This window comes from Herbaspirillum sp. SJZ099 (assembly GCF_007828355.1).
GTDB lineage: Bacteria > Pseudomonadota > Gammaproteobacteria > Burkholderiales > Burkholderiaceae_D > Herbaspirillum.
Map to the genome: position 1 here is coordinate 248,664 of NZ_VIUO01000005.1, position 17,778 is coordinate 266,441.

16 protein-coding genes are annotated in these 17,778 nt (G+C 58.1%); 4 read left to right on the forward strand and 12 right to left on the reverse strand.

Features of this window, described 5'->3' with window-relative positions; all coding sequences use genetic code 11:
• Positions 1-4: 4 nt before the first annotated feature.
• The 3 genes from FB597_RS13450 (at position 5) to FB597_RS13460 (ending at position 3,850) form a co-directional block, all read left to right on the forward strand.
• Positions 5-1,252 (forward strand): MFS transporter, encoded by a 1,248-nt coding sequence (locus FB597_RS13450; protein ID WP_141913573.1) that lies wholly within the window; start codon positions 5-7, stop codon positions 1,250-1,252.
• 70 nt (positions 1,253-1,322) lie between these two features.
• Positions 1,323-3,371: a glutamate cyclase domain-containing protein gene (locus FB597_RS13455; RefSeq protein ID WP_141913574.1), complete on the forward strand. Its 2,049-nt coding sequence runs from the start codon at positions 1,323-1,325 to the stop codon at positions 3,369-3,371.
• Between the two features lie 2 nt (positions 3,372-3,373).
• On the forward strand, positions 3,374-3,850 hold the full coding sequence (locus tag FB597_RS13460) for a hypothetical protein (RefSeq protein ID WP_141913575.1): 477 nt from the start codon (positions 3,374-3,376) through the stop codon (positions 3,848-3,850).
• Positions 3,851-3,905: 55 nt separating this feature from the next.
• Here FB597_RS13460 and FB597_RS13465 read toward each other — a convergent pair whose 3' ends face one another.
• From FB597_RS13465 to FB597_RS13515, 11 genes are all read right to left on the reverse strand, one after another.
• Positions 3,906-4,469: a hypothetical protein gene (locus FB597_RS13465; RefSeq protein ID WP_141913576.1), complete on the reverse strand. Its 564-nt coding sequence runs from the start codon at positions 4,467-4,469 to the stop codon at positions 3,906-3,908.
• Positions 4,470-4,478: 9 nt separating this feature from the next.
• Positions 4,479-5,525: a P-type conjugative transfer ATPase TrbB gene (gene trbB / locus FB597_RS13470; RefSeq protein WP_141913577.1), complete on the reverse strand. Its 1,047-nt coding sequence runs from the start codon at positions 5,523-5,525 to the stop codon at positions 4,479-4,481.
• A 56-nt stretch (positions 5,526-5,581) separates the two neighbouring features.
• Positions 5,582-6,676, reverse strand: coding sequence for a type II secretion system F family protein (locus FB597_RS13475; protein WP_141913578.1), 1,095 nt, complete (start codon positions 6,674-6,676; stop codon positions 5,582-5,584).
• A complete protein-coding gene (locus FB597_RS13480) occupies positions 6,673-8,247 on the reverse strand; it encodes a GspE/PulE family protein (protein ID WP_141913579.1) in 1,575 nt (524 codons plus the stop codon). The genes FB597_RS13475 and FB597_RS13480 overlap by 4 nt, the downstream gene beginning before the upstream one ends.
• 13 nt (positions 8,248-8,260) lie before the next feature.
• Positions 8,261-8,809, reverse strand: coding sequence for a type IV pilus biogenesis protein PilP (pilP, locus tag FB597_RS13485; protein WP_183405712.1), 549 nt, complete (start codon positions 8,807-8,809; stop codon positions 8,261-8,263).
• A gap of 1 nt (position 8,810) precedes the next feature.
• Complete coding sequence (gene pilO2 / locus FB597_RS13490; protein WP_141913581.1) at positions 8,811-10,058, reverse strand: type 4b pilus protein PilO2; 1,248 nt, start codon at positions 10,056-10,058, stop codon at positions 8,811-8,813.
• Between the two features lie 3 nt (positions 10,059-10,061).
• Positions 10,062-11,714: a PilN family type IVB pilus formation outer membrane protein gene (locus FB597_RS13495; protein WP_221292230.1), complete on the reverse strand. Its 1,653-nt coding sequence runs from the start codon at positions 11,712-11,714 to the stop codon at positions 10,062-10,064.
• Between the two features lie 2 nt (positions 11,715-11,716).
• Positions 11,717-12,112 carry a toxin co-regulated pilus biosynthesis Q family protein gene (locus FB597_RS13500; protein WP_183405711.1) on the reverse strand — a complete coding sequence of 132 codons (396 nt, stop codon included), beginning with the start codon at positions 12,110-12,112 and terminating at the stop codon, positions 11,717-11,719.
• Between the two features lie 69 nt (positions 12,113-12,181).
• Positions 12,182-12,703, reverse strand: a complete 522-nt coding sequence (locus FB597_RS13505) for a hypothetical protein (RefSeq protein WP_141913583.1) — start codon at positions 12,701-12,703, stop codon at positions 12,182-12,184.
• Between the two features lie 258 nt (positions 12,704-12,961).
• Entirely contained in the window at positions 12,962-13,510 is a 549-nt protein-coding gene (locus FB597_RS13510; protein ID WP_221292225.1) for a type 4 pilus major pilin, read from the reverse strand.
• A 693-nt stretch (positions 13,511-14,203) separates the two neighbouring features.
• A complete protein-coding gene (locus tag FB597_RS13515) occupies positions 14,204-15,757 on the reverse strand; it encodes a prepilin-type N-terminal cleavage/methylation domain-containing protein (RefSeq protein ID WP_141913584.1) in 1,554 nt (517 codons plus the stop codon).
• Between the two features lie 34 nt (positions 15,758-15,791).
• Between FB597_RS13515 and FB597_RS13520 the strand changes: the two genes are divergently transcribed.
• Positions 15,792-16,100 (forward strand): hypothetical protein, encoded by a 309-nt coding sequence (locus tag FB597_RS13520; RefSeq protein ID WP_141913585.1) that lies wholly within the window; start codon positions 15,792-15,794, stop codon positions 16,098-16,100.
• A 163-nt stretch (positions 16,101-16,263) separates the two neighbouring features.
• On the opposite strand, the gene FB597_RS13525 is transcribed toward FB597_RS13520, so the two are convergent.
• The gene (locus FB597_RS13525) at positions 16,264-17,778 is read right to left on the reverse strand and encodes a prepilin-type N-terminal cleavage/methylation domain-containing protein (RefSeq protein ID WP_141913586.1); all 1,515 of its coding nucleotides are present in this window, start codon (positions 17,776-17,778) and stop codon (positions 16,264-16,266) included.

Genomic DNA, 17,778 nt, shown 5'->3' on the forward strand with positions numbered 1-17,778 from the left:
TCTTATGTGGTTGAGACATATTACAAAAACTGAAAGAAGAACCCTTGCGGCAACCTTCATTGGTTACGCGACGGATGGTTTTGATTACATGATTTATACCTTTCTGATCCCAACACTGCTCACAATCTGGCACATGAGTACAACCGAGGCAGGCTATATCGCCTCGGGATCGCTGCTCACATCCGCCCTTGGCGGTTGGATAGCGGGAATTTTGGCTGATCGCTTCGGACGGGTTCGTGTACTGCAATGGACAGTGGTATGGTTTGCTTTCTTCACCTTCCTCAGCGGATTCACCAATTCTTTTCCTCAACTCTTTTTTACGCGGGCCATGCAAGGATTTGGCCTTGGCGGGGAGTGGGCGGTTGGGGCGGTATTGACTGCCGAAATTGTTTCGGCGCGTTATCGCGGCAGGGCTTCGGGATTGGTGCAAAGCAGTTGGGCAGTGGGTTGGGGCGCATCAGCTTTGGCCTTCTGGGGGGCGTATGCCGTGTTGCCACCGGAATGGGCCTGGAAAATCCTTTTCTGGATTGGCATTCTGCCAGCGCTACTGGCACTGTATATCCGCCGCAACCTGCAGGAGTCGCCGGTCTTTCTTGCGCAGCAAATGCGCATTCGCGAAACTGGCAAACGTAATGATTTCCTGCGTATCTTCAGTTTTAGCCTGCTGCGCACCACAATACTGGCGAGTCTTTTAGCAACGGGCATGCAAGGCGCCTACTATTCAATCACGACATGGCTTCCGACTTTTCTCAACAATGAGAAACATCTCTCTATTCTTGATACCAGTCTTTATCTTTTGGTATTAATCGGAGGTTCCTTTGCAGGTTACTTGGCAGGCGCCTGGGTATCTGATGCGTTAGGTCGCCGTCGCTGTTTCATGCTATTTGCGTCCCTGAGTGCCGCCGTGGTTTTGTTATATACCAATATTCCGGTTGCCAATGATCTGATGTTGATAGCCGGTTTTGTGCTTGGTTTCTCTCTCTCCGGTTTGTTTGCAGGTATAGGTGCCTATTTGTCAGAATTGTATCCAAGCGATATACGTGGTTCTGGGCAGGGATTTTGCTACAACTTCGGCCGGGCGCTTGGCGCTATTTGTCCTGCACTCATCGGCTATCTCAGTGCCAGTATCCCATTGGGGCAGAGCATTGGATTGATCGCTGTTGCTTGCTATGGCATCGTGATTCTGGCCTGCCTGCTATTACCCGAAACATGCGGTAAAGAACTTAATTTAGCAGGCATGCAGAAAGATTGAATTCACGCGCAGTTTTATTACATTGATCAAAATAGTTTTTGTTGACTAGTACATTGGAAAGAGCATTCTCATGATCCCTGTCACCTCACGTGTTAGTTTTCAACCGATACAACGTGGCCAACAATCGTTGTCGCAAGCGTCTTCTTCAGGTGATGACCATGCAGAATCGAAGAAGTCAAATCTGGACGCGCTTCTCCAATGCTATAACAACCGGGATTTGGGGAAATTCTTTCATCCGGGAGGAGCAGAAGATGCCGCAAAATCCCTGGAGAGCGCAAAAAAGGTTATGTTGTTGACCGGATTCAACGTGGCAGAAGGTATGCCCGAGACCGATGGACCTGGAGGAACTGCCGCGTTGGCCCATGCGCTCAATGAATTGGGAACAGTAGTGACATTTGTCACCGACAGGGAAAATCGCAACGTACTCAAAGCCGCATTGAATGTACTCAATCCAAAACTTGCCGAGTACGCAAAATTTAAATCTCTTCCAATTAAGAGCGCAAGCGATATCAGCTCGATCGCCGGACAATTATTGCGTGATGAAATGCCAGATTCCGTTGTAGCAATTGAGGTTCCATCTCGCAATTCTGATGGTGTTCAACGCAACATGCGGGGAGACGATATCAGTTCTTTCAATTCGTCGCTAGACGAAATTCTGTTGCAGGCGAACAAACTCAAAATTACTACCATTGGAGTGGGTGATGGAGGCAACGAGGCAGGCATGGGTGGCCTTCACGGCATACCAAAGGCGATAGATGGTTCGGAGATGAAAGCAGCAGTCCCGGCGCGATACCCTGTCACCGCATGGAACTCGAATTTTGGGGCTGAAGCAATTGCGGCTGTTTTATTGGCCAGACATGGTCAGCTCGAAAAATTACATACACCCGAGCAGGAAGTTGCCATGATTAATGCCATGCTCGATGCCGGTGCGGTAGATGGCATTACCCGGAGTCGTATTGCTGGAGAGCCGTCAGTTGATGGAAAAGCGCATACAGGCGTCGATGGGTTTGCTCCTGGCGTACATCACGCAATGGTGACGCTACTGAAAAGCGTTGTTGACAACATGCATCGTGGTTTTATTAGCCGCTCCATCCCTCAGAATGCTGCGCCATTCTTAATTGCTGCCTTTGATTCCAGCAATGGCGGTTTAATTGCAGCAAAGAATTTAGCAGCGTTCATTTCCGTGCGATCGCAGCAGACAGCTCGTTTTGTCATTGTGGTGGACCATGGTAATGCTGTTTATGGCGACAAGTCCCGGGATACCCTGGTTTCACTGGTTGGGAATGGTCTGAAAACTGCAAATGCTGTAGGTGTCGATGTCATTGCAATGGCGTGCAATACCGCTTGCACAGCTTTTCCAGAGGCGAAGGAGGGTGTTAATAATCGTATATTGGACTTGATCGAGGTAACCGCGCAGGCCATGGTAAATCATGGTGGCGACAAGCCTGCAATCATTGCAACGCCTGCCGTCGTAGCGCCGGGAACAAATGGCCTCAATAAATATGAGGAAGCCCTCAAGCAGGCATCAGATAAGAAGATGTCATTACCACCGGAGTTCCGTATCGGCGCAACAGAATGGGCAAGCATGATAAACAAGCTTGATCACTTGAGTACTGAACCGGAAGTAACTGAAAAACTTCAGGAATCAGTTGAAAAATACGTAAGGAAAATCCCTGACGATGCTACATCACTGTGGTTGTGCTGCACCCACTACCCGGCTTTGAAGCCGCATATAGAAGCCGCATTAAGAAAATTAGGTCGTTCTCTCGACGTTATTGATCCCATGGAATATCAGGCAGAAAAAATCATGGAATTAATGAGCAGTAAAAAGGAAAAAGACCTGAGTACTCGCTTGCCGTCGACAAAACCAATTGTGATCACGACGGGTAACTTCATTGAAGTCGGCAATATGGCAAGAGAGTTACTTGGCATGAACGACGTCATTGTTATGGAAAGCAAATTTGGAGACGATTTTTCCGTTGAACTGGTTAAAGACGAAATCTTTTTAGCAGAAAGAAACTCCGTCACACAGGACCGGAATTTGGCGGGTTTTCACGCGGCAAAAAGATTCCGCAGGATGCCATCGCCTGCAGAGGGCAGCAGTAGAGCGGAGAATTAACCGTGTCAGTATCAAACTATGAACGCGTGATCACGGAGCTGTGTGGACTGATTGGTTTTGTAGATAAGAGGCATCTTCTCGGCGGTGGAAAATTGCGCATGAACGATCATACGATTTCGTTTTTCCACGATACAACCGGGGATACGGAGGGAATACTTGTCTACATAGACATGGGGAGCCCATCAGATGACACAGCAAAAATATATGCTGACATGCTCGAAATTAATTTTATGCTTGGTATCGGGCAGCGTGGATGCATGAGCTTACATCCCGACACGCATCATGTTTTTTATATATTCCGCGTTACTTTAACTGATGAGGCGTTAGCGCAAACCTTGTTGGATACCCTGATAAGGTTTATCGGCGACGTCGGCATAGAAACACTAAAAATCCGTCGGCATAAACAACTTGACGATGCATTTGAGTTGCAGCATGCGGAAGAATTTCGCAATAGACTCATCAGAGGTGGCTCCATTTGAAAAGACTGCCGCGTACCTTGCCAACCAGTCACGGCAAGGTACGCGTTCAAAGTGTCTAGTCCAGCCGGGGTAATTCATTGACCTCGTATATCGGATACCGAACCTTCAACCATTCCGCCCACTTGCCCGCTTTCACCATCACGGCGCGGCGGTACACGGCGTTGTATTTGGGCGTGCGCGAATGATAGTTCGCGATACGGGTCCACATGTCGCCGCGGTCGGCGAGGATATGCCCACGAATACGCCAGGCCGCCAACTCATAGGGATAGCAACCGGGGGCGATCACATCCTGCGCGGTAATGCCGTATCTCTTCAGCTCCACGAGATAGGCCGTATTGATCTGCATGGCGCCGAGGTCAAAGCTACCGTTGCTATTCTTCACCCTCAAACCTGGGCGGCCGGCTTCCTGTTCGGCCACGGCAAGCATCGCGTTCACCGGAATCTGGAACTTGACCGCCGCGGCGATCGAACAGGCGATCCGTTCGTCCAGGTTTGCCGCCACATGGGCTGGCGACGAGGCGCCGTGCGCCGCTTGCGCCGCATGCACCGAGAACGCCAGCACCAACGCGACCCGGCGCGTGGCGGTGAAAAGCCCGTCGACAGAAAGATGCCTCACCATGACCCGGCCTCAGATCCGCAGTTTGTACTCGCTACGCCCCGTGCCGGTCTGCAACCGCAGCACGTTGAGGGTATAGCGCTCGTTCATGTAACCCGTCACCTCGCAGATCTCGGTCACCATGCGCCCGGGTGCGGAGGCGAGCTTCTCGATGACTACGATGAGGTTAACGGCGCTGGCGATCATCCAGCCGATGGCATCGGGCCTGAAGCTCTGCGCCGCCGGGTCTTCGTAGATGTAGTGCGCCAGTTTCTGCAAACCTTCTTCGGAGGAATTCGCATGCATCGTGGCCACCCCGCCGGGGTGGCCGGAAGTCCAGCTCTTGAGCAAAGTATAGGCCTCGCCGCCGCGCACTTCTCCCACCACGATGCGATCGGGGCGCAACCGCATGGTCACGCGCAGCAATTGCCGCATGTCGATTTCCTTGCTGCTGCGCAGCAGCGCACGGTTATCCACCGTCACCTGCAATTCCTGCGTGTCCTCGATGGCGACGATGCGGTCGCGCGGGCACTGCCTGGCGATTTCGTTGAGGATGGCATTGGCCAGCGTTGTCTTGCCGCTGCCCGTTCCCCCCATCACCAGGATGTTCTTGCGCCGCGATACCGCCTCGCGGATGGCGTCGATCGGGTGGGCGAAACTGCGCACCTTGCTCGCAGTGGCTTCGGTTGCGCTACGAAATGGCAACGCGCCGATCGGCCTGATGACGCCGCTTTTTCCATAATCGTCCAGCGAAAGCACCGCAGGGAAATGCTTGCGCAACGCAAAGGCCGGCGCCGCCACCAATGGCGGCAAAAGCCCGGCAACGCGCGAGCCGTCGAGCGGAAACTCGCCCTCGATGATCGCTGCGCCTTCGCCGGCCGGCGACTTCTGAAGCAGGCCGACAAGACGCAGGATTGCGCGCGAGCGCGCGGCGGGAAAGTCTGCTTGCGCCATGCGCATGCCCGCGCCGTGGGATTCGATCCACAACGTGCCGTCGGGATTGATCAGAACCTCAACGACGTCGCTGTCGTCCAGCGCATCGAGGATGAGGGGGCCGCAGGCCTCGCGAAGCTCGCTCATCAAGCTTTCGCGCAGCTCTGCCGGGGATTCAATGTCCATGCGACTACGTTTCAAGATTAACCCGCAGGCTGCGAGACGGATTGCTGGATGGCGTTTTCGATGTCGGATACCGCCGAAACCACGAGAACCAGCATGCCGCCCATCAGCAGGATGGATGCCAGCAGGAAGCCTCGTGCGGCGCCTTGCACCTTGGCGATCGTTTCGTCAAGCCAGTGGCGTGCGAACTTGGCCATCGACTGGTCGAAGCCCTGCAGGCGCGACAACAGGCGCAGGTAACTGATGCCCTCGCGGTCGGGGAAGTTGTAGCCTGTGTCATGCAAGGCGTCGCCGAAACCCGCGCCGCCGGCGATGTTCTCAAGCGTGGCTTCGATGCGTTGGCGCAACCAGTGCGAGCCTGCGCGCTCGTAGAGCAGTTCGAGCGCCGCTTGCAGCATCATGCCGGCGCGGATCAGCAGCGAGACGTTAAGCATGAAGATGCTGCCGTGAATCGCCCGGTACAGCGACCAGGGCGGGAAACGGTCGAGGAAGATGCGCAGGCGGCCGCCCAGCAGGGGCAGCGAGATGCCAATGACAATGATCGATACGAGCGCGCCCGCCAGCGCATAGAGTCCGTAATGGTCGACGAATGTTCCCAGCCGGTAGAGGATGTACGCGGCGCCATCCCAAGTTTCCGGATCGGAAACTGCGGACAGCTTCGGTACGAGACTGTCCGCCACGATGTGCAGCAGCACGCAGAGCATCGTCAGCAGCACTACGGGATAAATCGCCGCGCCGGCGATCGCGCCGCGGATCTTCGAACCCGCCTCGATCATCGTGATGGCGTCCTGGAAGGCGCTGCGCATGTCGCCGGACTGTTCGCCCGCGGCGATGACAGCCACCTCGTTGGCATTCACCCAGGGGCGCAGGCCGTCCGCGAGAGAGCTGCCCTCGCTGACCGCCTCGTGGCAGCTCTCCAGGATGATGGCATCGCTGGTATCGGGTTTCCTGCCGTCTTCGCTGGCGACGTTGTGCATTTCGCGCAGCGCATCGATGAGCATGATGCGATTCTCGAGCATCATGGTGAGGTGGCCATAGAAGCGCACGCGCTTCTTGGCGCCGAACTGGAGCTTCGCGATCCGATGGTTGAGACGTTCCAACAGTGCACTGTTCATGAGGTTGCTTCCAATGAATCCAAAGAGGCGCCGGCCGGCTGGATCGGTCCGACAATGCGCTCGCCGGCGCGCGGGTCGACGAGCCCGTCGTTGATCTTGCGGATCAGCGCGTCGATCTTGCTGATGCCATTGCTGTGCCGGACCCAGTAGCGCGTCGCCTCGAGGTGATGCCCGCGCACGTAGGCCTGCATGAGGCCGGGCGAAGTGCGCACGACTTCGGCTACCACCGTTCTTCCGGCCGTGCCTTGCTGCTTGCAGCTTTCACAACCGTCGCCCTGGAGGCAGATGCCGTCGAGGTCGCAATAGCGCTGGAGCCGCTTGAGCAGACGCGGCCCCAGCAGGTGTTCGTTGCCCTTCAATGGGATCTTGCAGTCGGAACACAGCCGCTGCACCAGCGACTGATTCACGAGACCGATCACCAGCGTGGAATCCGTCAGGAGCGACTGCATCACGCCTTCGTCCTCCAGGCGCGGCAGGATCGCCAGCGCATCGTTGGCGTGGATGGTGGTCCAGATGAGGTGGCCGGTCATGGCCGCGCGGAAAGCCATCTTGGCGGTCACCGCATCGCGCACCTCGCCCACCATGATGACATCGGGGTCCAGCCGCATCGCGTCGGCGATCGCGTTGGCCCATTCCTGCTCCACGCCGGCGCTGCTACCGCGCTCGCCGCCCACGGGCGACTGGTTCGCGCCTTCGATCTCGTATTCCGGCGGGTCTTCCAGCGTCAGCAGGTGGATGCCCGTGTTCTCGGCCATCAGTTTCTGCATCACCACTTTCAACGTGGTGCTTTTTCCGCTGCCGGTGGGACCGGACAGCAGCACGACGCCCGTCCGGTGTTCCATCAGTTCGTCCAACGCCTCGCATTGCTCCGGCAGATATCCCAGATCCGCCAGGGTCGGGGCGGCGCCCGGGGTATCGGCATACAGTAGACGCAGCACCATCATCATCCCGCGGTCGAGCGGACGGGTATTGATGCGCGCGCCTGACAGCCCGCATTCGCGGAGGAACTCGTCCTTCATGCGCGACCGCTGGGCCTGCATCGGTTTGAAGGTCGGCTCCGCCACGTCGCACATGCTTTGATAGATGGTTGCGCAAAGGCGCGGCCCTTCCTCGGACCGGAGTTGTCCCATCGGACGCAAATACCCATCGATGCGGCACCGGATCTCGCAGTAATCGTGGCGCGCGACGATGTGTATATCGGAGGCGCGCAGCGTCACCGCTTCGCGAACCATTTCGATGATGTAACGCTGAGCCTCCGACTCCGTGCCGACCGGCGCGCGATATCGTCCCTTGCCGAGCCGGTACAGATCCAGCACATTGCGCATGCTGGAAACCACCACTTCGTGGGACAACCCGTGTCGCCGTATCGTTTCCTGATAGCTGAGCACGTGGGGATCGAGGCGATGCGAGGACGACACAACCAGGATGCCATGCCCGGGCTGACGCGGGACGCCGATCAGGCACATCAACCCGCGATTGTCCTCGGCGACCTCAAGCACACCTTGTTCCAGCGAAAGCACGGGCGTGCCCTCGCGAACCAGGGTAACCAGGTCGGGAAGCGTGTAATTCATCGCCTCCCTGTCCTCAACCACGACCCGGCAGGGGGGGCGCGAGCATGAGCGGGCCGCTCTGCATCGCGGGCAATCCGGTTCCGCCGACGGCAAGGCCCGTCTTGATCTCGCGCCCGCCCTTGATGAACGTCACGCTACCGGCGCCGATGCGGGATACCCGATACCCGCCCGGCAAGTTGTCGCCGACCTGTGCGTCAATCGTGGCCCCATTCCCCAGCAGCAGCGTCGCGCTCAGGGTCTGGCCGCGGCCGAAGATGGCCTTCACCGCCGGCATGCCGCCTGCGGTCCCGGAGCTTGCCACGCCTGAAGCATTGTCGAGCTCGGCCTGGGCCTGCGCCCGCGCCGTGCGCGCCTTGAGCAGCATCACTTCCGTCTGCAACTGCTCCAACTGCGCGGCCACCGCGTTATCTGCCGCATCGACGGCGGTGGATGCCGGCGATGCAGTCGGCGCCGGCGCCATAGCGGCAGGCACGGCAGGCGCGTCCTGGCCAGTGGACCGGGGCTCGGCGTGAGCCGCGGAAAATACAAGCATGGCCGATACGCCAAGCAACAAAGCATTCATATTAGTTTTTCGCATAGAAAATCCCATTGAGCACCCAATGCGGAGTGCTTTCAGAAAAGAGAACCTGCATCGTGGTGAGCCGCAGTCCGGGGAATTCCTCGCCGAACAGCGTCTCCGGGGGAACGTCGGTGGCGAGCGTCCAGTTGTAGCCCGTCCAATCGGCCGCGCCCCCCAGCCGCTGCGCGACCGCGCGCTTGGCCAGTTTGGGCGGCGCCAGTCCGAGCGACTGGAAGTGCGAAGCGAATTCGACGTTCGCCGCATTCGCCGAATGCAACGGCTCGTCCTCGCCGGCCGGCGATACGACTCCAATGGCGACTTCGCCCCGCTCTCCCGATTGGGAAAGATGTGCGCCGTCGCCGAACACCGCGGCCACCGTGGATTGGAACACGTCGACGGACATGCCGCCGTCGCGCCGATAGGAAACCGTCGCCGAACCGGCGTCGAACCGGATCCACTCGGCTCGCCATCCGGCCAGCGACAGCGGAATTTTCGCCATGGCATGTTTCCAGACGGCCAGTTGCGCGGCAGGCCTTGCCTGCGACTTCCACGGATGCGGCGGCGGCGCCTCGATGGTTTGCGGCGGACGCAGGAGCTCTTCCTGCCGATGGTGCGCGCGGAGGTCGTGCCACGCCCAGCCGCCGATACCCAGAAGCAGCACGGCCGCGCCGACACCCAGCAACAGCTTCTTTTGCTGCTGCGTCAGATCGCTGGTCAACGACTCCAGCCTGCCCGCCGACGACCGCAGCGCCGATTTCGGCAGCAACTGCACAAGATGCACTTCCGGCCACGCCGTTTCGAACTCCTTGGGCGCATAGATGGCCTCCCACCGTTCGCCGGCCTCTTCGCCCAACTGCACCGTTTCGCGCAACAACGCTTCGACCTCGCCGCGCGCGCCGATAACGTCGCGGCCGGCCATGATTGCGCCTTGCCGCACGCCGACCAGCGCGTACCGGGTATCGGACAGGCGGAAGGCGCCGATCCAGTCTTGTTTGCGCACCGCCTCAGCCAGCAGGACAGCCAACGAATGGGCGCCGGGATCGCCGATACCCTTCGGCCCGTAGCCCACCTGTATGCCCGTGCCTGTCGCACGCCGCACCGTCACGCCGAAACCGCCCTGGAGACCCTGGCGTTGCATGGCCGCGCGACTCAGCTTGGCGACCGGCGGCTGCCACGTCAGGCCGGCCACCAGAGGCTTGCCGTAATGCTGGGTCTGGATGGCTTGGGCCGCCTCTTGATTGATCCTGGCCATAGGTCAGTCCATCACCACTGGCGTGATGAGAAGGATGGTGACGCCGTGACGCTGCTGGCCGTAGCGGCTGCCGCCCAGAAGGAAATTATCGGGGCTGCCCATGCCCGCGCGCTTGCTGGTATCGGTGCTTTGCTCGAATCCGGAGAGCGCCAGCGTCTCGCCGGAGCGCAACCGAACCTTCTGCGCGAACGCACGCAGGCCTACCGTGGGCAGTTGCACCTGGCCGGTGGCCTTGTCGCCAAAGGTCTCCAGCTTGTCGAGGCTGCTCAGGCTGATGTTGTACTGCAGCAGCAACTGGTTGTCGGCCATCGCGTACGGCAGCAGCATCATGTTGAAGCCGGAAGTCACCTGTCCGGGCTCGATGCCGACGGAATTGCCGGTCTGCGCCACCAGGGTGTTGGTAATGGAGGCGACATAGCTGGTCTGGGTGGACACCTGCATCGGCACCGCCTGCAGGTTCAGCGTGGTGACCGATGGCTGCGTGACCACCGTGACCTTGCCCTGGCTGGACAGCGCCTTGAGCAGCAGCGAGGAATCTTTGAACGGTCCCTTGAGGATATGGACGTTGACGCTGTTTCCCAGCACGTCGTTGTTGCTGATCAGCTCTCCGCCGGCGCGGGCGCTCTTGTAAGCGAGGTTCCAGTCCACGCCGTATTGGTCGGTACGATCGAAGTCGATGTTGAGAATCTTGACATTGAGCATCACCTGCTTGGTCAGCAGCTTGTTCTCGTGGTCGATGTACCTGGCGATGCGGTCGAGCACGTCCGGGGCATCGGTCACGGTCATCGACGCGGTGGCCTTGGAAAGCGTGAACTTGCTTTGGCCGGGGGTAAGCATGCCGGACACCGCCTTGGCGACGTCGTCCATCACCGAGCTGGTCAGCGTGGTGGCAACCGATTGCACACTGCCGCCCTGGCCGCTCACACCGCCCTGCTGTCCACCGCCACCACCGCCGCCGCTCGCGGAGCCCTGCGAGCCGCCGCTGACCCCCACCGAGGCGCTGGTATCGGTGGCAACGCTGCTGGACAGCGCGTCCGTTCCCGGCAGCGCGTAAATCTGGAAGGTACGCGTTTCGTTGCGGAACACGTACACCGCACCGTCACGGAACTGCCAGTGAAGGTCCAGTTGCGAGCCCATCGAATCGAGCAGGCCGGAGAGCGGCCCCTGCCAGTTGAGCGAGACCTTCGGTTCCGGCGGCGGCGCGGTCGCGCCGGCGCGCGAGGGGCCGATGTTGATCGTGCGGGGACCATTCTTCCCGGATTTATCGGCATCGTCCGCACCGACATTGCGTGGCGTATGCAGCGCATCGGCGCTGACGTGGACACGTACGCCGCAAATGCGCGACACCTTGTCTGCAAACTGGCGCAACGTCACCGGGCTGGCTTCATAGAGCGTGAGATCGCATGCGACGTCCTGCGACTTCGGCTCCAGCAGCAGCGATTTTGTCGCCACCCAATAACCTTGCTCATGCACGCGCACGGCTGGCGCCTGCACGGCTCGCATCGCGGCGATCCGGTCGCCGGCCTCGGCCATCCCTCGCTCGTTGGCGCTTTCCGCGCCGCGAATCACCGAAGTGCAGCCACCAAGGGCGGTGACTACGGAGGCGGCCACGCCGAGCCGGATCATGGTGCGTATCGTGTTCTTGCTCATATTCATGGTTATTCTCCCCGCGCCTGTACGCGCACGAGTTTCTGTTCCTTGTAGATGTCGACCAGCAGTGGGCGATCGGCCGCGACATAGGCATTGAACAGGCTGGTCATGGCCCCGACGAAATCGCCCTGCATCTGCAGGGCGGCCCGTATGGGAAAGTCGTAGCCGGCATCCCACACCAGCTCGTAACCGGCCATTCCTGCCCACGTGGCGGTCACTTCCTTGAGGCTCTGTCCCGGGAGCGCCTGCCAGACCGCGCCGGCCGCAGCCTCTTGCGCGGAGACGGAGGAGGCCTGAGGACCGGGCTGTGCTGCGGGGTCGGCATGCGCGCCGGCGCTGATGGCGCAGGCCCACGCCGACAGGGTGCAAATCAATCTCTTCTTCATCGTCGTCTTGAATTCCATAAAAATTTCCTTAGGCCGCATGCCTTCCCACGCCGCACAGCGTGGGAAGGCGTCATTGCGGTTTGTCAATCAAAGAATCTTGATCAGTGAACCATCCGGTACTGCGCGCTGTACCGACGCGGGAAGTATTTTCCCGAGAATCGGCGCGCCGCCGGCATCAAGCAGTTTCGAGCCGGATTTGAAACCCATCTGGTCGGGCCCAGAGGTCCATACAAGGAGATCGTGATAGACGCCGTTAAGCAGAACGCCTTCACCAGGATCTTTGCGGTAGACATAGAACTGCCCGTCGTCCGCCAGTGCCCCCCAGCGACATTTTCCGGCGCCGGCGCCGCCATCGCACCATCCATCGACGCCAACCCATCCCATGTGCAAGTCACTCAAGGCCTGGGCCATGCGTGCGCGATCAATGGCGCCCGTCAACGCGGGGGCGGCAGCAAGCATCGCGGCGCCGGCGGCGTCGTAGCTGCGGAACATGGTTGCGGTGTTCTCGCGCAGGCGCATATCCTGAACGTGCTGCTCCTTTGCCGAAACTCCCGCCATGAAATGGGCGAAGAACATGGCAATGACAAAAACAATCGAAAGAGGCCACATAGTTACTGTTCAATCTCTATCCATCGCCCCTTGCTCCGGACGGCAATGGAAAGTCGCGCAGATCCCGAGGAGGAGAAAAAGAGGCGCGATGAATCCAGGCCCCGCATTTGAAAGCGGCGCCCAATCCGATGAGCAACAGCGCCATCGCATCGAAAAAAATGAAGTGATCCAGGTCGACGGTCGCCAGGACCGCGAGAAACGCCGCCAACACAGGGCCGGTCAATCCCTACCCGGCCCGCTCGCTTGCGCGGACTTTATTTACGACAGCGACGTAAATGTGAGGGTGTTGCTATCGGGGCTGGTGCATGCCGCCTGGATGTCAGACAGGGATGACGATGGCGTGATGGCCTTGCCGCCCCCCTCTCCCGACGTCACCGAGGCCCATCCTCCGCTGCGCAGCTTCAGCAGAAGCTGCTGGCACGCTTCCTCCGGAACCTTGGGATAGGTGATGGAGAAGGCTTGATCGTCCTGCAAGGACTTGATCGCCACCTTTCCGGTCCAGACATTGAGGATGATGCCAGCATCTGCATCCTGCGCCATATTGGCGGGAATGGCCTTGTATTGGATGGCCAAGGTATTGTCGAGGCCCTTATATCCCCCCACACCGCTCTTGAGCCCTCTCACGCTGGCCGCGATCTGGGTGATGTTCTGCGCCTCAGTAGAAATTTCCGACGACCGGAACAGCTTGCCGATACCCGCCGCCGCCGCCGCCAGAATCACGATACCCACGATCATTACGACCAGGGCCTCGATCAGGGTGAAGCCCCTCTGGCGCTCGAAATCACGACCACAATCATTGATGCCCACCACTAAGCCCCCATAAATTTATCCAAAAACCAATAGAACCTCGCCACCGTCCGGACTGCTCGTCCAGCACAAGATCAACATGCAAGACATTTCCCAACGGGTAATTCTCGAGGAAACGCGACTATTCCAGCAAACAACACCAACGACACGAAAGCAAAAACAATGCATCTTCAGAGTCGCTGACATGGCCGCCACTTAAATCATCTCCCGGCCAATGAGTTTTTATATGTAATACGAAATTTTAAAAAAATTTGACCCCGTCCGATATGGGCCATCTCCTCAAAATAATCACGATCTCAATAGGCCGATTCCCAAATCGGGCTCGAGCCGATCATCGAAAGGCGAGCCAGGAGAAAGGCGATGGCAAGTTCAATCCGCGCATACGAATGCCGAGCCGGCGCGCGGCATAAGCGCCCAACTGGTCGGTAATTGCAAATTGGAGTTGCTGCGTTGGCAGCGCTCGTCCGCCTCGGTCTCGAGAGCAATTCTCGTGGCGACCAGCTACGCTGAACCGCCAGCGATCCGCAAAGCCTGCGTTATCGAGGCAGTGCAAGCGAATGGCGTTCGCGTGCGCGGCCGATCAAAAATCGGCAAGCGCGGCTTGTTTCCCAGTAAACCTGCCAAGTAGGCCTTTTGGGAAGCAATATCCCTCCAGCCATATGCGCGAGTATCGCTTTGAACGCTTACATATATTTAGCTGTCAGGGTGGAGGACCACATACCCGCCACGAATATTTTCCGCATTATCGTTGGGATCAAACATCTGGCCGGAATAAGCTACATAGTAAGTCGTATTAGCTCTGGCAACAAAAGTGAGACTACATATCGCGGCATCCTTTACGCCAGTATCGAATGACGGCATGCTTGTCTCTGCAATGGGGAGCTCATTCTCAGACGGCCACCGGCCATTTAATGATTCATAAACAAATATTCCGCAAGGGTAATTTCCGTTTTTTATCATTCTCGTATCATCTCCTGTCATCACGGAATTGGGAGTTGCAGCCTTCGACACGATTACGGTAACAGGTTCATCATAATTGTTAACAACGTAATCCCACGTGGAATTTCTGATTTCCGAATAGCGCACCGCATCCACATCCGCACGACCAGACGGAAAATGTTGAGCAAAAGATTTAGACGCCTCTCTCAATCGCCCGGTATATCTATACTGCGTCGCATATGAGAGCCGCCGCCAGACGCGGCTCTTCGAGTCGCATGTCATGAGGTCCCCGGATTCATTCATTGTCATGCTCAAAGCATGGCAACGCTCCCCCTCGCTGTAAAAATCCTTGCCGGCCATGACGATCTTCGTGCCAAACGCCACTTCGCCACCTGCTTTCAAGCTGTTCACCACCACGCCTGCCGACGGATTATTTCCATCGGCGCCCATTACAATACGGCCGTCATCACCGGGATCGATTACGAGAGGACCACCCGACTGATTTGCATAAATCGATGGACTTTTCCCCTGCCCGTCCCCAGAGAACTTAATGCTCGCCACATCATCGATCTTGTGTTTTGACATATCGATGTCGGCTTCCATCTTGTTCCATTCAGGATGACCATCTGTCTTCTTGCGATGCAGCAGGTCACCAGCAAGCGTCCCCGGACCGGAGGTGTCGCGCATGAACGGCGCGTAGAAAATCTGCCCAATGGCGGTGGGCGTCTTCTTGAAGAAACCGGCCAGGCTGCTCTGATCGGTCAGTTGACCGTAGCTGCTCCAGTACACGGCGCGCGCCCCCGGCTTGCGGCCGTCATGATCCAGATAAAGGCCGCCGGCGCCGATGAGCTGCGCCACCTTCATCGAGTGCGTCGCCACGTCGGGTTGCTTGGCTCCCCGCGCCGGCTCGGTGAAGATCAGCACCTCGATACGCTTGTTGTCATCCTTCAAGGGAACGACCCGTAACGCGCCGTTGTACCTCTGGCCGAACGGGTTCACGGTGTTCTGGTCGATACCCGGCGGCAGGTAGCGCTTCATGTCGCGCCAATCAAGCAAGGTGCCGTCTTCCTGGCTGCTCAGCTTTTCATAGTTGTCGGCCACGTATTGCCCCGCCGCGTCGCCCAGCCGTCGCATCTGGCCGGCGACCGATTCATTGGCGATGCTGTCGTTGTACCGGTTCAGGTAGGCGGCTCCCGCGGCCAGCATCGTCGCCATCACGATGAGCGCGACGGTCACCTCGATCAAGGTAAAACCTTCGGCTCGCATGCGCCCGGCGCATGCCTTGGATGTTGGGCGTTTTATCCACATAATCTGCCTCAAGTGTTGAATTGGAGTTGCTGCGTTGGCAGCGCTTGCTCGACTCGATCTGAGAGAAATTGTCGTGGTGACCAGCTACGTTGAACCGCCAGATATCCGCAAAGCCTGCGTTGTCGAGGCAGTGCAAGCGAATGGCGTTCGCGCGCCCGGCCTGCCGCGGCGGGTCGATCGCGGCCTGCTGCACGACGAGTTCCTGCGAGTGTTGTGTTTTGAGCGACAGGCGGTAGCGCTTGAACGAAAAACCCTCTCGCTTGAGCGCCACGTTCAGCGTATCGAGTCAGAACTGAAATATCAGGCGTGCGCCCTCTCCCCAATCGAAACGAAGCGCATCTGAATCGGACCGCAAGTCAGTGAATCTTGGAAGAGGAGGGCAACATCAGCGTCACCCGTGAACCGGGTGACCTCAGCTCAGAAATGAAGAAAGCGATTGCATGACAAACGGCGGTGATATTCCTCCGACTGTATGCGCAAGTACCACTTCGAACGCTCACATATATTTAGTCGTCAGGTTGGAGCACTGCGTACTCCCCTTTTTCACCACCACCGCCATAAACCACATAATAAATCGCATTGGCGCGAGCAACAAAAGTGAGGCTACACATTCCACCATCCCCTACGGAGGCCCAGCCATCAGGAAGATAACCTGCCTCCATAGCTGTCTCCGCAATGGGTAACTCATCCTCTTCGGGGAAGTCATTCATTTTCGGCATCGAGCGAAAGGGTGTGATGCTAATGGGTGTTTCGTAAACGTATATCGCACAAGCGTCAGTTATGTTCGGTTTAGCCTTCGCCACAATCACGGTAACAGGTGTCAGATTGTTGTTCACGATACGATCCCAGTTACCCGACCGCATTTTTTTTCCGGCAGAATCGCTTCCAGAGCGCCCCTCATTCAATCGCCCAACATAGCTCTCGTCCAACCTATACGCGACTGGCCGCCAAACGCCCCCCCGCTCAGGACCGCCGATCCCCCGGACGCACGTCATGAGACGCCCCAGACGAGTCATTGTCAGGCCCACACCATCACAACGTCCCCCCTCGGAATGAAATTTTTTTCCGGTCATGTTGACACGCTGGCCAAACTCCACGTCACCACCTGCCCTTAAATTGTTGGCCAACACGTCCGCCGTTGGATTAGCTCCGTCAACTCCCATCACAATGCGCCCGCCATCGCCGGGATCGACAACGACAGAAGTACCTCGCTGATCTACATAAATCGATGGATTTCTTCCCGACCATGCTCCTGAGAAATCGACGCTCGCAACATTATCGATCTTGTGTTTCGACATATCGATGTCGGTTTCCATCTTGTTCCATTCAGGATGACCATCTGTCTTCTTGCGATGCAGCAGGTCACCGGCAAGCGTCCCCGGACCGGAGGTGTCGCGCATGAACGGCGCGTAGAAAATCTGCCCAACGGCAGCGGGCTTATTCTTAAAGAATCCGTCCAGACTGCTTTGGTCATTGATTTGGCCGTAACTGCTCCAGTACACGGCGCGCGCTCCCGGCTTGCGACCGTCATGATCCAGATAAAGACCGCCGGCGCCGATGAGCTGCGCCACCTTCATCGAGTGCGTCGCCACGTCGGGTTGCTTGGCTCCCCGCGCCGGCTCGGTGAAGATCAGCACCTCGATACGCTTGTTGTCGTCCTTCAAGGGAACAACCCTCAGCGCGCCGTTGTACCTCTGGCCGAACGGGTTCACGGTGTCCTGGTCGATACCCGGCGGCAGATAGCGCTTCATGTCGCGCCAATCAAGCAAGGCGCCGCCTTCCTGACTGCTCAGCTTTTCATAGTTGTCAGCCACGTATTGCCCCGCCGCGTCGCCCAGCCGTCGCATCTGGCCGGCGACCAATTCATTGGCGATGCTGTCGTTGTATCGGTTCAGGTAGGCGGCTCCAGCAGCCAACATTGCCGTCATCACAATGATCACAACGGTTACCTCGATCAAGGTAAAGCCTGCATTCCGCCTTCGCCCGGTGAGCGTTTTTGGTGTGGGGCGTGTGATCCGCAT

Coding starts and splice junctions, on each gene's coding strand:
- FB597_RS13500 (WP_183405711.1), bottom strand. CDS start 12,112: ATGGAATTCAAGACGACGATGAAGAAGAGATTGATTTGCACCCTGTCG.
- FB597_RS13505 (WP_141913583.1), bottom strand. CDS start 12,703: ATGTGGCCTCTTTCGATTGTTTTTGTCATTGCCATGTTCTTCGCCCAT.
- FB597_RS13465 (WP_141913576.1), bottom strand. CDS start 4,469: ATGGTGAGGCATCTTTCTGTCGACGGGCTTTTCACCGCCACGCGCCGG.
- FB597_RS13455 (WP_141913574.1), top strand. CDS start 1,323: ATGATCCCTGTCACCTCACGTGTTAGTTTTCAACCGATACAACGTGGC.
- FB597_RS13480 (WP_141913579.1), bottom strand. CDS start 8,247: ATGAATTACACGCTTCCCGACCTGGTTACCCTGGTTCGCGAGGGCACG.
- FB597_RS13525 (WP_141913586.1), bottom strand. CDS start 17,778: ATGCGGATCACACGCCCCACACCAAAAACGCTCACCGGGCGAAGGCGG.
- FB597_RS13515 (WP_141913584.1), bottom strand. CDS start 15,757: ATGTGGATAAAACGCCCAACATCCAAGGCATGCGCCGGGCGCATGCGA.
- pilP (WP_183405712.1), bottom strand. CDS start 8,809: ATGAATGCTTTGTTGCTTGGCGTATCGGCCATGCTTGTATTTTCCGCG.
- FB597_RS13450 (WP_141913573.1), top strand. CDS start 5: ATGTGGTTGAGACATATTACAAAAACTGAAAGAAGAACCCTTGCGGCA.
- pilO2 (WP_141913581.1), bottom strand. CDS start 10,058: ATGGCCAGGATCAATCAAGAGGCGGCCCAAGCCATCCAGACCCAGCAT.
- FB597_RS13495 (WP_221292230.1), bottom strand. CDS start 11,714: ATGAATATGAGCAAGAACACGATACGCACCATGATCCGGCTCGGCGTG.
- trbB (WP_141913577.1), bottom strand. CDS start 5,525: ATGAGCGAGCTTCGCGAGGCCTGCGGCCCCCTCATCCTCGATGCGCTG.
- FB597_RS13475 (WP_141913578.1), bottom strand. CDS start 6,676: ATGAACAGTGCACTGTTGGAACGTCTCAACCATCGGATCGCGAAGCTC.